Origin of the sequence: Undibacterium parvum (assembly GCF_003955735.1) — a bacterium.
Lineage (GTDB): Bacteria > Pseudomonadota > Gammaproteobacteria > Burkholderiales > Burkholderiaceae_D > Undibacterium > Undibacterium parvum.
The window spans coordinates 1,855,809-1,869,023 of record NZ_CP034464.1; the positions used below are offsets into that span (position 1 = coordinate 1,855,809).

Below are 13,215 nucleotides of genomic sequence, written 5' to 3' on the forward strand. Positions count from 1 at the left end.
GTACTTTTTTATATACTGTTTTTACTCATACTTTTCCAGTATATAGCATACTCTTTGTTGTGTATCAGGAAATTTTCTGTCTGTATTTGGACTTAGGAAAAATTGCTCCAGCTAGGCAAAGCGGCGGTGCGCATCCAGCCCTAGGCCCGCGCCTATGCTGCCAAACAAATCGCCTTCTACTTTTTTCGCGTTTGGAACCATGGCGGCGATGCGTTGACGTAAGCCACGTACTCCGCTAGAACCACCGGTAAAAAATACAGTGTCTATGTCGGCCATGTTAACGCCCGCATCATCGACTACTTTTTGTATGGTCAGGGCGACCTGTTCCATCAGATGAGCGATTGCGGTTTGAAAACCTTGTTGCTCCAATGTGAGCACACACTCTAGTGCTGCCCCAGTCTTGCTGCGCAATCTATCCAGATTCAGGCTAATGCTATCTTGATCAGACAGCATAATTTTGGCTTCTTCGGCTTTGATCGCCAACCAATGTCCATCGCGTTGATCCAGCAGAAACAGAAATCTCTCTAGACGTATGCGCAGATCATCGTTGTTGGCATCGCGGTAAATGTCTTGCATTTCGCGCGTTACTTTTTGGCTATACAGCTGATTGATCGTATGCCATGTGGCAAGATTAAAATAATGCCCGGAAGGCACTTCTGTGCCATTCGCCAGTTTCCCGCCCAAACCCAGCAAGGGCATGATCTGAGTCAAACTCAGATATTTATCAAAATCGGTGCCACCTATGTGAACCCCGCCATTGCCCAAAATATCATTATGTCGATCCGTTTGTTTACTTCGTTCTGGCGACAAACGCACCAGCGAAAAATCCGAAGTACCACCACCGATGTCGGCAATCAAAACCAATTCTTCCCGCTCTATTCTTGATTCATAATCGATGGCGGCGGCGATCGGTTCGTATTGAAACGAAATCTCTTTAAAACCCACCGCCAGTGCGATGTCTTCCAGGGTATTTTGCGCGATCCTATCGGCATTTCTATCATCATCGATAAAATGCACGGGGCGTCCGAATACCGCCTGACTGAAAGTTTGTCCGGCCGACTGCTCGGCTCTACGCTTTAATTCGGCAATGTAGTGCGCCAAGAGTTGGCGAAACGGCAGGGCGCGACCTTGTACCTCAGTCTGACCTTCGATCAAGCTAGTACCGAGCAAACTCTTCATAGAGCGCATCAAACGCCCCTCATAGCCCGCCAGATAGGATGTGAGTGCCGCACGGCCATAGTTGACTTCGTCTTCATCAGCGTTAAAAAAAACTACCGATGGCAAAGTAACTTTATCCTGTTCTAATGTGAGCAGCGCTGACTGCCCCGGCCTATGCCAGCCTACCGTCGAATTCGAGGTTCCAAAATCTACTCCACATGCGTGTGACATCAAATTTCCTGGCTGCTTATCTTAAAACGGGCGCAGATTATAGACGATATTTGCCCACTCAATCGATAAGCGCAGCCGCAGCAGGTGGATTATGTCTTACTACCAACAATTGATCGATGCGGTAATGGTCAATGTCGACCACTTCAAATTTGTAGTTGGCAAAATAAACACAATCTGTGCGTTTAGGAATTTTTTTCAACATGGTCATCATGAAGCCGGCAATGGTTTCATAATTTTCCTGATCGGGCAGTTCATCGATCGCCAAGGCTCGGCACACATCTTCTACCGTAGTAGCACCATCGATCAGCCATGAATCGGCATCCCGCTGTACGATCTGGCTTTCCATAAATGGATGGAGCAAGGTTCCCATCAGGGTACTTAATACATCATTGAGCGTAATCACCCCGACCACCATCGCGTATTCGTTGAGCACCACGGCAAAATCTTCCCGGGTGCCTTTGAAATGTTCCAATACTTCCGATAGTGTCAAAGAATCTGGCACCACCAGTGCGGTGCGTAAGGATAACTCTTGCACCTTGGAGAAAGCCTGGTTAGTCAAGACACGTTTCAATATGTCCTTCGATTCGACATAGCCAACCACGGTATCGATCTGGCCGTCGCACACTAAAAACTTGGCGTGCGGATGTTCGGCAATTTTCTGGCGTATCACGACGTCACTGTCTTGCAGGCTGAAATACACGATATTGTCGCGCTGCGTCATGGCAGACGGCACCGTCCGGTTTTCCAGTTCAAACACATTACCTATGATGCGATGCTCGCGTGCCTGCAATACCCCGGCTTCGGCACCGGCATCGACTACCGCGTAAATGTCGTCGGAAGTGATCTGTTCGTCGCGCGTGGTCGACATATTAAACAGTTGAAAAATAAGATTCGCCAGCCCGTTAAATACCCATACCAGAGGTTTGAAAATACGTAAACACCAGAGCATAGGGCCGACCACATTCATCGCCACAGACTCAGGCGCTATCATCGCCATCTTCTTGGGGATCAGATCGGCAAACAGGATAAACAAGGAAGTCACGAATAAGAACGAACACATAAAACTGGCGGTATCTACCCAACTGGTATTGCCAAATACCGAATGAAATACGCTGGAAAAATACGGCGTCAGAGCTTGCTCACCGAGAATACCGGCTAATATCGCCACCCCGTTCACGCCGATTTGCACCACGGTAAAAAAATGTCCGGGTTGCAATTGCAAAGCTAAGACCTTGGCGGCACGCAATTCGCCCTCGGATTCAAGCACTTGCAATTTAACCTTGCGCGCAGCCGCCAGAGAAATCTCAGACATAGAAAAAAACGCACTGATGACAACCAGCAAGGCGATGATGAGAAAGTGGTCGAATAATGCCATGAGTACTCCGGAACTGGTCTGATAGGCGAACATCATATACTATTGGATTTTTTGCCTTTGCTAGAAGAATTTCTGTTGGTCGAAATTTGCGCCATCCACAGCACTGGTCAGCAGTCTAGGACAATAAAAAAGCGGGCTCCTTTACAGAGCCCGCTTTTTTTAAACAGTTGGGGAATTTTACTTGCTCGCTAAATGTAGATTGACCTTATCGAGCACCAGTTCTGGCTGTTCTGCCTGTTCTGCCTGAGAAATGGTTTCGTTGTTCAGACATTGCTGTAAGCGCTCCATATCCACATCCTTGCCCCACTGGCCAACGACGATAGTGGCGACACCATTGCCGATTAAGTTGGTCAAGGCACGCGCTTCCGACATGAAGCGATCTATTCCCAGTATCAATGCCAGACCAGCCACCGGTACCCCGCCCACCGCGGATAAGGTTGCCGCCAGCACGATGAAGCCGCTACCGGTAATTCCTGCAGCACCCTTGGAGGTCAGTAGCAAGACGGCCAGAAGAGTAAGCTGCTGCGCAAGCGTCATCGGGGTATTGGTGGCTTGCGCAATGAACACTGCTGCCATGGTCAGATAGATAGACGTGCCATCCAAATTGAAGGAGTAACCGGTAGGAATTACCAGACCAACTACCGATTTCTTCACACCCAGATTTTCCAGCTTAGCCATCATGCGCGGCAACACCGATTCGGATGAAGACGTGCCAAGTACGATCAGCAATTCTTCTTTGATGTATTTGATGAATTTCCAGATACTAAAGCCGTGGAAACGGGCGATGCTACCGAGTACCACAAAGATAAACAATAAACAGGTCAGGTAAAACGCGAACATCAATTGCGCCAGGGAGAGCAAGGAGCCGAGACCGAATTTCCCTATCGTGAATGCCATCGCACCGAAGGCACCGATAGGCGCTACTTTCATGATGTAGCCGACTATCACGAACAAGACATGTGAAAATTTTTCTATGAAATCAAAGATCACGGTACCGCGACCGCCGAACTGATGTAGCGCAAAACCAAACAGTACCGAGAACATCAATACCTGTAAAATTTCGCCCTTGGCAAAGGCATCAACTACCGTACTCGGGATGATGGACATGAAAAATTCGGTGGTGGTTTGCATCTTATTGGGACCGGCAAACGCAGCCACCGCCTTGGTATCGAGCGTCGTGACGTCGATATTCATGCCAGCGCCAGGCTGCCATACATTGACCACGATCAAACCTATGATCAGTGCCAGCGTACTGACAACTTCAAAATATAAGAGTGCCATGCCGCCGGTCTTGCCGACTTTTTTCATGTCTTCCATACCGGCGATACCAACCACCACGGTGCAGAAAATAATCGGAGCGATCATCATCTTGATCAGTTTGATGAAGGCGTCACCCAGCGGCTTCATGGATGCCCCGGTTTCAGGGCTAAAGTAACCTAGCAAGACGCCGATGAGGATGGCGGAAATTACCTGGAAGTAGAGCGATTTATATAGCGGCGGCTTATTCATCCGTTGTCTCCATTATGTTGATGTCATGGTGGGCGTGCTGCAGACATCAAGACGAAGCTAGGTTTGAATAATGTCTAACACGAGGACGCAAATTGCCGTCTGTGTCCCATTATTGAAAAATTTCCGGAGTAGCGCTATTGTGGCTTTCCACACCTAAGGCGTATTTATTGAGGCCTGTGTTGTTTTTTTGGCGTAGGGAAAAACCGCCAGACTCAGGCGGCAGCGCTGCGTTGCTGCTGCACCAAACTTTGAATAATATTCCCCAGACTACGCAAGGCATCGTCCAATTCAGTCGTGAAGTGCATACCGCAATTGAGCCGTAAAAAGTGATTGAAGCGATTCGAGTTGGAATACAGTAAGCCGGGCGAGACCAGGATGCCTTGCTCCAATGCAGCCTCAAACACTTCCTTAGATGAGAGCTGATTCGGCATTTCTACCCAAATAGAAACGCCACCATTGGGCACACTAAGACGGGTGCCAGGCGGGAAGTAGGCGGCGATGGCCTCGGCTGTGCGTTCACGTTGTAAGCTCAGAGTGGCACGTAAGCGCCGCAAATGGCGGTCATAAGCACTCGATTGTAGAAACTCAGCCACTACCAATTGTGACAGTTCTTCGTTGTAGCGGGTTTGCGCGTACTTCAACATATTGATGCGGGCATGCCAGCGTCCCGCCAGCATCCAGCCTACCCGCAAGCCCGGTGCCAAAATTTTGTGCAAAGAGGCGCAGTAGATCACGTTGCCTGTGGTATCCCAATGTTTGGCTGCAGTCGGCGGCAGATCATCGTTGACCAGCGCTCCATACGAATCGTCTTCGATCAAAGGCAAGTGCTGCTGCTCGCATAAGGCCACTAGCCTTTGTTTGTGCGCGTCTGGCATGATACTGCCCAGAGGGTTTTGTAGATGCGGCACCACCACCACCGCCTTGATGTTGTCATAGGTCTGCATGGCCAGCTCCAGCGCCTCGATAGAAATGCCGGTATGCGGGCTAGTGGGGATTTCCAGCGCCTTCATCCCCAGACTTTCCAAGACTTGTAGCAAGCCATAGAAAGTCGGTGACTCGACCGCGATCACATCACCGGCTTGCGCGACTGCGCGTAAGGCTAAATTTAGGGCTTCTATACAGCCATAGGTAACGATCACCTCATCGGGGGCGGCGCTAATGCCATAGTCGAGCGCACGTTTGGCCAAGGCGTTTTTCAACTCCTTGTTGCCGCCCGGGGCGATCGCTTTCGTCAATAGATTCGGTTTATTGCGCAAAATGCGGATTGCCAGATTTCTCAGCTCGGTTTCCGGATACAGATCAGGAGCGCCAGTCGCTCGTGCCAAGTTCACTTTAACCGGGCGCTGGCCTTGCGCGATGATGGCCGAAACGCGCTCATGGATACCGACATATTGCGCCGGATCGATAGGCGTGCCGGAGGCTGGTTCGGCGACTGGCACCAACTGTACGCGCTTAGGATGACGTACAAAATAGCCAGAACGCGGGCGCGCCTCTAACCAGCCCTGAGTTTCCAGATGGCGACACAGTTGCAAGGCGGTTGACAGGCTCACTTCATGCAAGGCCATCAGTTTTCGCACCGAGGGCATACGGTCTCCTGCCCCCAGAGCGCCACTTTTAATTGCATGCAAATAATGCTGCGCCAGGCGCTTGTAGAGTGTTTGAGTATCCATGTTTGTATGATCCTCTGGCCGGTACAGCGTGAATAGATACAGTTGCGACTAAATCGGACAATAACAGATCTAAAAATACCCTGCTGCTACGATGCAGATTGTCATTTTCTGTGTCTGTTATGCCTTGCAGGCTAAGGCTATTCTGTAGCTACTCTTTCACCATTAGGACTTAAGCAAAATTGTTCCAGCTAGGCGTGCCGTCGAAGACAGTACTTTAGTACGGCAAGACGGATACAAGGACGCTGGGGCAGTTTTGCGTAGGTCCTAACCATAAAACAAGGCGGGCAGCATGCATATCACGACTTTACGCACAGGACAGGCTTGGAATGCTTATGTAGTGGCAGGCAGCAAGATCCATTTAACTGCGGGCGCCATCAGTCTCAGTGAGGCGCCAAACTGGGGCGACGCGCACGGTTTCTTCCATGAGACTGTTTTGTATGAAGGCGCCAGCTATCAGGTGCAGCGCAGCGGCTGGCTGCTGATCAAGGCCAGCAAAAATACTGAATTTCTTGCGGAAGCACCCGAGCCGCGCAACTGGCAAGCGGTGTTTTTTGCAATTAAGCGCTTTTCTCTGAAGCTACTGCCCTTAACTGCCAAAAAATTCTTTCATCATAAAGCGCTCTAATTCGGCACTGTCCTGTGGCCGTGCTGACAGATTAATCACGCGGCCCAAGCGTTGCGATTCCCAGTTGAAGTCGCCTTTGTAGTGAGTGCGTATCAGTTCTATCATGCGTCGTATGATGGCCAGATCGACATCGCCACCCAGGCCAGCATCGACTTCGATTACCTGACGCCAACTATTATTCGCATTCCCTGGATTCCAGCCTCGGAAGGAAAAACTCGCAGTGCGGGTGCTCTTACTGATGATCTGGAACACACCATTGGTACCTTGACGTCCATTCGCTTGCTGCATGCTGCGCTTGACATTGGCCTCTGCCACTTCTTGCGGGCTTAGTCCACGGCTGCCTTGCTGCGCTTGTTGATTTTCTTGTGCCGCGTTTTCTTCCTGCATACGGCGTCGTTCGCGTGCGGCATTGAGCATGCTAGACATATCCATGCCTTGCGGTGCCGTGCTGTCAGGTGGCGGTAGCGGGGTAGCGGCCTCAGCGATCAGAGGCGTAATGCGCTTAGGTTGAGACACCGGCTTACTTAACACCGGTTTACTCTGTGCTTTTTTTGGTTCTGCTCTGGCAGCAGTTGCCGCTTTAGGCGCATCAAACATCAGCACGATAGGGCTTTGCGGACTTTCCGTATCGCCTTCTTTTTTGTGTGTCTTGAGGTGTAGCAAGTAGTACAGTAGCAAAGCATGCATCAACACCACGAGCAAGATCCCCAGCATATTGGCTGGACGGAAACGGATATGCAGATGGATTTCGCCCGGTCTTATCTGTTCGTCTTCGGGTGGTTCGATGTACAACTTCATGTGCGATAATCAATTTTGCAGCAATTCAAGTCGGCAAGCATACCCTAAACACCTGTAGCGCCAAGTAACAAAGCTTTGCAAATTACGGTTAAATTATAAAAATGGAATTCTACTGCAAAAAAAAGCGCACTAGCCTAGCTTAAGGTGCGCAGTCCCTCAAATATCGATAAAGTCATTCAAAATGCACAATCCTGCGATTCTCTATCCGGTTTTTGCTCTAGCGTGTTGGACCGCGCTGGTGCTCTTGTTGATTCCCTACTTTCGGGTTCGCGCCGGGCTAAGGCGCGAGATCGTCAGCGAGGATTTCAAATATGGCGAATCGTCCAGGGTGCCCGCCTACGTCAGCATTCCTAATCGCAACTACATGAATTTGCTGGAACTCCCCGTCTTATTCTATGTGGTCTGCCTGATTCTGTATGTGACTCAGCTTGAGACCCAGATTTCCGCATCAAGTTCCAGCCTTATCCTCACACTAGCCTGGATCTATGTTGCCTTGCGCATAATGCATAGCATTATTCATCTAAGTTATAACGCAGTGATGCATAGGTTGACTGCATTCGCCCTAAGTAACGCCGTCTTGGTGCTGATATGGATACTGACTGCCGCGCAAGTGGCCAACATCAAGGGCTGAGAATAGCTTTTTTTGTGTTCGCACAACAACATCGTCCTTCCGCCAAATTTCCTTGCCCCAGTCTGCTGCCTAAAATAAAGTAAATGGAACTTGTCTGTCCTTAAGGATTGGAGAATACTTGGTCTGCATCAAGCAAATCTATTGCAACGGCACGCGCTGCCAGCACGCCAGGCCAGCGCGATTGGCTCAGAACGCACAGGAAAGTACAGGAAAGCAGCAGATGCGAACAATACCAAGACTACTAGGGAGCTTGTTACTACTACTGAGCAGCCAGATAGCAGGCGCCAAAACGCCCATCGTTTTATATTCTGAAGAAGGCCAAAAACCATTTTCATATCTAGAAAACGGTGAAGTAAAGGGTGCTTACGTAGACAGCCTCGTCAAAATTCTCAAAAAAATGCCTGACTATGAGGTCAGCATTAAATTAGCGCCGTGGGGGCGCGCCATCGCTGAAGTTGAGCATGGCGAAAGCGCCGGCATACTCGGGGTCTATTACCGGCCTGATGAACGCCCTTTCCTGAACCATTCCAAGCCGATTTATCTGGAAGAAGTGGCGGTCTACTGCAATCGTGAAGCAATTAAAAATCGCCAGTTCAAACAATTCCCCAGCGATTTTGTTGGCATGAGCTTTGGCAATCAAAAGTCTTACCTGGCGCCCGGCGCGGCGTTTTTTGAATTTGCCAAACAGGGGAAAATCAAAATCGTTGAGGGCATAGAGTTTCCCAATCTGGTAAAAAAAATGCTGGTAGGAGAGCTCGATTGCGTAGTCAATCCAGATCCTGTGATACAAATGACTTTAAAGGATTTGGCAGCGGCCGGTTTACCGGAAAGAATGCAGGACAAATCCAGTCTGGTCATGAAAACCAAACAAGAAACCGTACACGTAGGTTTTAGTAAAAAATTTGAAGAGCTACATCCGGAATTAAAAAAATTCCGACTGCTATTTGATGCCATGATCAATAAATAAAACGCAGGGCAGATCCGGGCAATTGCTCCCCTGGTCTTTGAAAAATTTTCGAGTACTAAGCCCATACACCGCTACAGGGTCATCAGGATGAAGTCCATACGTCTGCGCTTGATCGTCTTGTTTATTTTGGTCACCACCGCGACCTTAAGTGCCTTCGGCGTTTACGCCCAACTCCAGTTATCCAGAGAACTGGAAAGCCGTTTCGTACGTCAGCAACAAGAAGTACTGAATCAATTGCAGACCAATTTAGCTTATCCGGTCTGGATACTGGATCGCGACCTGATGTTAGCCAAGCTCGAAGGTGTGCTGAGTGCTCCCGAGGTGAGCGCCATCTACCTGCTCGATCCGGTCCGTAACGATGTGATCGCCGGTATCAAGCGCGATACGCGCGGGGTGCTGGAAATGTCGGCTAAGTTGAGTAATCCTAGCCCATTAATGCTGCGCAGCCAGATCTATCCGCCGCCGCATATCGACGAATCAAGAAGACGTATCAGCACCGCCCACATCGTGATCTATTTTTCGCGCGCGCAAATTGATCAAAAACTCAGACTGGCCTTATCGCAACGCATAATCGAAGTGCTGACCATGGATTTCATTTTGCTGGTGATGCTGATACTTAGTCTGCGTATGGTGTTTATCCCTTTACGCGGTTTACGTGATGCATTGAATCGACTGGCCTCAAACCAGGCCGAAGAAGTTGAGGAACTGTCTTACATACAACGCAGCGAATTTGATCAGGTCATCGACGCCTTCAACCGCACCCTGAGCAAGCTAAAAATGATTATTTTGCGGCGCAGCCAGGCCGAAAGCATGGCCCACGATGCGCTGGAACAAGTGCGTGCCGGGCAACAGCAATTGATGCGCAAAGAGAGCTATCAGCGAGCCTTGTTAGATAACTTCCCGTTCGCGGTCTGGCTCAAAGATACCGAAAGCCGCTACCTTTCAGCCAATGTCGCGTTCCGAAACTTGTTCGATATAGATAAGGCTGATGAAATAGTGGGCAAGAATGATTTCGACATCGTCCCGCCAGCCATGGCAGCAGGCTACCGTGCCGCCGATCGCGAAGTCATAGCGAACAAAAAAAATGTCTACCTAGAAGAACAAATCACCCGTGACGGCCACTCCTCCTGGGTCGAAACTTACAAGGCACCCGTGATCGACGATCAAGGCGTAGTCTTTGGCACGGTCGGTTTTTTGCGTGACATTAGCGAACGTATGGCAGCGGCGGAAGAAATCAAACATTTGGCGTTTTACGACCCGCTGACCCGCTTACCGAATCGACGTTTATTGCTAGACCGGCTCAAGCAGGCGCTGGCAATGAGCTTACGCAATAGCCGGCACGGCGCCTTGTTAATGGTCGATCTGGATTTATTTAAAGACCTCAATGATATGCACGGCCATGACATGGGCGACCTGTTACTGCAACAGGTGGCGCAACGCCTGAGCGCTTGCATACGCGAAGGCGACACCGTTTCGCGCTTTGGCGGTGATGAATTTATTGTGATGCTAGAAAACCTCAGTGGCAATTCAGCCGAGGCTGCCAGCCAGACCAAATTAATCGGTGAAAAAATCCTCGCCGCATTGAGTCTGCCGTATCAACTCGATACCCATCAATATCAACTCAGCGCCAGCATCGGTGCCAGCTTGTTTGTGTCTCAGGAAAAAACCATAGAAGAATTGATGAAGCAAGCCGACATCGCGATGTATCAGGCAAAAAATGCGCACAGGAATACGCTGTGCTTCTTCGATCCACACATGCAGCACGCCATAGAGCAGCACGCCAAACTGGAACTAGAGTTGCGCCAGGCACTGGCACAAAACCAGTTTGAGTTGTATTACCAAATACAGATGAATAGCGCGCACCAGGCCCTAGGCGCTGAAGCCTTGATACGCTGGCACCATCCGCACAAGGGTTTAATGTATCCGCGGGAGTTTATCCCTTTGGCAGAAGAATCTGGCTTGATACTGAAACTAGGCTATTGGGTGATGGAAAGCGCCTGCGCCCAGCTTAAGCTGTGGCAGCAAAACCCGCTAACACGGCCACTGGTGTTGGCGATCAATGTCAGCGCCAAACAATTTCGACAAGCCAATTTTGTGGCGCAAGTTCAAGAACTGCTGGAAAAATACCAGATCTCCGCCAAGTTACTCAAATTTGAACTCACCGAGAGCCTCTTGCTAGACAATATAGAAGACACCATCGCCACCATGAATCGTTTGAAATCTATGGGCTTGCAGTTCTCGCTCGATGATTTTGGTACCGGATATTCATCGTTACAATATCTGAAGCGTTTGCCTCTGGATCAAATCAAAATCGATCAATCCTTTGTGCGTGATCTGGCTACCGATGCCAACGATAAGGCCATCGTGCGCACCGTTATCGCGATGGCGCACAGTCTCAATCTGGATGTCATCGCCGAAGGGGTAGAGACCGAAGAACAAAGGCAAAATCTCAGCGCTAAAGGCTGCGTGCACTATCAGGGCTATCTGTTCAGCAAGCCGCTGCCGATACAGGATTTTTTAGCCTTATTGAAGCAGAACTGAACCCGGCCAGAGACGCATATCCCATGCGGGCTGCCAGCCAGCCAGGCCGGAGAAGCGCATGGAATATGGGCGCTAGCCGACCTGGCATTTGCTTACGCACAAACTAGTTACTGTTCAGCCCGCTATGAAGAAAGTCAAAACCACTCAACACAGAGGCACAGAGACACAGAGATTCACAGAGGAAAGAAGGCAGTTCTCCGTTTTTCTCTGTGTCTCTGTGTCTCCTTTGAGAGGTTTTCGTTTTTTTAATAATTTTAGTAGCAGGCTGAATAGATACAAAAACTAGCTTACTACCGGCACAATTTCAAAATCTGCCTTGTCGCGCACGGCGCAACTCGGACAACAAAAACTGTCTGGGATCGAGTCCCACAGTGTGCCTGGCGCATAGCCCTCATGCGGCTCGCCCAAGGCCTCGTCATACTGGTAGCCGCATTCCGGGCATTGATACACGCTCATGCGACACGCTCCGCAACAGCCGGGGTTTCTGCGACTTGCTGCAACTGGTAACGCTGGATTAATTGCGTCTTACGATGCGGATCAAAATTGATACGGCTGGCGTCATTTCCTACCACCTCGAGTAAGCGCTGGTTCATCAAGTAAAACCACAGCGGTGGTACATAGCTGAGCAGATACATGCCGAAATAGCCGCTAGGCAGACGGGGTAATTGCTCGAAATGACGCAAAGACTGATAGCGCCGCAAAGGATGGGCATGATGATCCGAATGGCGTTGCAAATGGAATAGCGCCCAGTTGGAAAAAATATGATTACTATTCCAGGAGTGATGTGGCTGGCAAATCTCGTAACGCCCTGGCGCGCGCTCTTGACGCAACAAACCATAGTGCTCGATATAGTTGGCCGAGGTCAGCTGAAAATTCGCCCAGCACGACACTGCCAGCAAGAACGGCAACACCGCCACGCCCAGCCACAGCGCCAAGGCGCTCCACAAAGTGAGGGTAATTAAGGCCGGCTGCAGTATCTCGTTATGCAGCGAGTACAGCGGCTGACCACAACGCTGCAGGCGATCTTTTTCCAGTGCCCAAGCGCGCTTGAAGGCACCCGGAATTTCGCGTAACACAAAGCGATAAATACTTTCGCCCATGCGCGAGGAGGCCGGATCGGCAGGGGTCGCGACGTCACGATGATGGCCACGATTATGCTCGATGAAGAAGTGACCGTAGGCGCTCGGAGCCAGGATGATCTTGGCCAGCCAGCGTTCCAACTTGGTGTTTTTATGCCCCATTTCATGTCCGAGATTAATGCAAAAACCGCCCACCATGCCACCGGTGATGATCATTGCCAACACCCCATGCCAAGGCAGCGCATGCTGCATCACAAACCAGGCCGCGAAGATAAAGCCAGCCCAGAGTACCGGCACCAATATAAAAGTAATCCAGCGGTAGTAAACATCGGCATCCAGCATAGGCACCGCGCTCTCAGGCGGATTGCTCAGGTCTTCGCCCAAGACATAATCGAGCACAGGCGCGATCACATACATGAAAAAAGGCATGATCCACAACATGCGTACGTCATTGGTGAGCAGCATCAGCAACGGACCAAAGCCCACCGCCAGCGGCACCAGTAAGGCCAGCAACCAGGCATAACGTTTGCGATCGCGGTAAGTGCTACTCAGTTCAGCGCCAGCACTAGCGGGCTGTGGCTTCAAAGTTTGATTCATAGTGGAGGTCTCCAGATATTTTTTATTTGTGTAC

General features: G+C 50.1%; 11 protein-coding genes. 4 read left to right on the plus strand and 7 right to left on the minus strand.

The window, feature by feature from the left end; translation table 11 throughout:
• Window positions 1-111: 111 nt before the first annotated feature.
• The 4 genes from EJN92_RS08055 to EJN92_RS08070 all read right to left on the minus strand — a co-directional run bounded on the left by EJN92_RS08055 (window position 112) and on the right by EJN92_RS08070 (window position 5,943).
• Window positions 112-1,389, minus strand: a complete 1,278-nt coding sequence (locus tag EJN92_RS08055; RefSeq protein WP_126127343.1) for an Hsp70 family protein — start codon at window positions 1,387-1,389, stop codon at window positions 112-114.
• 58 nt (window positions 1,390-1,447) lie between these two features.
• Window positions 1,448-2,764 (minus strand): polyamine export protein PaeA, encoded by a 1,317-nt coding sequence (paeA, locus tag EJN92_RS08060; RefSeq protein ID WP_126127344.1) that lies wholly within the window; start codon window positions 2,762-2,764, stop codon window positions 1,448-1,450.
• A 177-nt stretch (window positions 2,765-2,941) separates the two neighbouring features.
• Entirely contained in the window at window positions 2,942-4,273 is a 1,332-nt protein-coding gene (locus EJN92_RS08065) for a dicarboxylate/amino acid:cation symporter (protein WP_126127345.1), read from the minus strand.
• A 212-nt stretch (window positions 4,274-4,485) separates the two neighbouring features.
• Window positions 4,486-5,943, minus strand: a complete 1,458-nt coding sequence (locus EJN92_RS08070) for an aminotransferase-like domain-containing protein (protein ID WP_126127346.1) — start codon at window positions 5,941-5,943, stop codon at window positions 4,486-4,488.
• A 289-nt stretch (window positions 5,944-6,232) separates the two neighbouring features.
• On the opposite strand from EJN92_RS08070, the gene EJN92_RS08075 reads away from it, so the two are divergent.
• Window positions 6,233-6,568 (plus strand): hypothetical protein, encoded by a 336-nt coding sequence (locus EJN92_RS08075; RefSeq protein ID WP_126127347.1) that lies wholly within the window; start codon window positions 6,233-6,235, stop codon window positions 6,566-6,568.
• On the opposite strand, the gene EJN92_RS08080 is transcribed toward EJN92_RS08075, so the two are convergent.
• Window positions 6,530-7,366, minus strand: coding sequence for a hypothetical protein (locus EJN92_RS08080; protein WP_126127348.1), 837 nt, complete (start codon window positions 7,364-7,366; stop codon window positions 6,530-6,532). The two genes, EJN92_RS08075 and EJN92_RS08080, sit on opposite strands and share 39 nt — an antisense overlap.
• A gap of 181 nt (window positions 7,367-7,547) precedes the next feature.
• On the opposite strand from EJN92_RS08080, the gene EJN92_RS08085 reads away from it, so the two are divergent.
• The 3 genes from EJN92_RS08085 (at window position 7,548) to EJN92_RS08095 (ending at window position 11,505) form a co-directional block, all read left to right on the plus strand.
• Window positions 7,548-7,997, plus strand: coding sequence for an MAPEG family protein (locus EJN92_RS08085; RefSeq protein ID WP_126127349.1), 450 nt, complete (start codon window positions 7,548-7,550; stop codon window positions 7,995-7,997).
• A gap of 220 nt (window positions 7,998-8,217) precedes the next feature.
• Window positions 8,218-8,964, plus strand: coding sequence for a substrate-binding periplasmic protein (locus tag EJN92_RS08090; RefSeq protein WP_126127350.1), 747 nt, complete (start codon window positions 8,218-8,220; stop codon window positions 8,962-8,964).
• Window positions 8,965-9,051: 87 nt separating this feature from the next.
• Entirely contained in the window at window positions 9,052-11,505 is a 2,454-nt protein-coding gene (locus tag EJN92_RS08095) for a putative bifunctional diguanylate cyclase/phosphodiesterase (protein ID WP_126127351.1), read from the plus strand.
• Window positions 11,506-11,787: 282 nt separating this feature from the next.
• On the opposite strand, the gene EJN92_RS08100 is transcribed toward EJN92_RS08095, so the two are convergent.
• Both EJN92_RS08100 and EJN92_RS08105 read right to left on the minus strand, forming a co-directional pair.
• Window positions 11,788-11,961: a rubredoxin gene (locus EJN92_RS08100; RefSeq protein WP_126127352.1), complete on the minus strand. Its 174-nt coding sequence runs from the start codon at window positions 11,959-11,961 to the stop codon at window positions 11,788-11,790.
• A complete protein-coding gene (locus tag EJN92_RS08105) occupies window positions 11,958-13,181 on the minus strand; it encodes an alkane 1-monooxygenase (protein ID WP_126127353.1) in 1,224 nt (407 codons plus the stop codon). Before EJN92_RS08105 ends, EJN92_RS08100 begins: the two co-directional genes overlap by 4 nt.
• Between the last annotated feature and the right edge of the window lie 34 nt (window positions 13,182-13,215).

What these genes read in the sequence shown, in the direction of transcription:
- EJN92_RS08075 (WP_126127347.1), top strand. Translation starts at nt 6,233, where the DNA reads ATGCATATCACGACTTTACGCACAGGACAGGCTTGGAATGCTTATGTA.
- EJN92_RS08065 (WP_126127345.1), bottom strand. Translation starts at nt 4,273, where the DNA reads ATGAATAAGCCGCCGCTATATAAATCGCTCTACTTCCAGGTAATTTCC.
- EJN92_RS08095 (WP_126127351.1), top strand. Translation starts at nt 9,052, where the DNA reads ATGAAGTCCATACGTCTGCGCTTGATCGTCTTGTTTATTTTGGTCACC.
- EJN92_RS08070 (WP_126127346.1), bottom strand. Translation starts at nt 5,943, where the DNA reads ATGGATACTCAAACACTCTACAAGCGCCTGGCGCAGCATTATTTGCAT.
- EJN92_RS08055 (WP_126127343.1), bottom strand. Translation starts at nt 1,389, where the DNA reads ATGTCACACGCATGTGGAGTAGATTTTGGAACCTCGAATTCGACGGTA.
- EJN92_RS08100 (WP_126127352.1), bottom strand. Translation starts at nt 11,961, where the DNA reads ATGAGCGTGTATCAATGCCCGGAATGCGGCTACCAGTATGACGAGGCC.
- EJN92_RS08105 (WP_126127353.1), bottom strand. Translation starts at nt 13,181, where the DNA reads ATGAATCAAACTTTGAAGCCACAGCCCGCTAGTGCTGGCGCTGAACTG.
- EJN92_RS08090 (WP_126127350.1), top strand. Translation starts at nt 8,218, where the DNA reads ATGCGAACAATACCAAGACTACTAGGGAGCTTGTTACTACTACTGAGC.
- paeA (WP_126127344.1), bottom strand. Translation starts at nt 2,764, where the DNA reads ATGGCATTATTCGACCACTTTCTCATCATCGCCTTGCTGGTTGTCATC.
- EJN92_RS08085 (WP_126127349.1), top strand. Translation starts at nt 7,548, where the DNA reads ATGCACAATCCTGCGATTCTCTATCCGGTTTTTGCTCTAGCGTGTTGG.
- EJN92_RS08080 (WP_126127348.1), bottom strand. Translation starts at nt 7,366, where the DNA reads ATGAAGTTGTACATCGAACCACCCGAAGACGAACAGATAAGACCGGGC.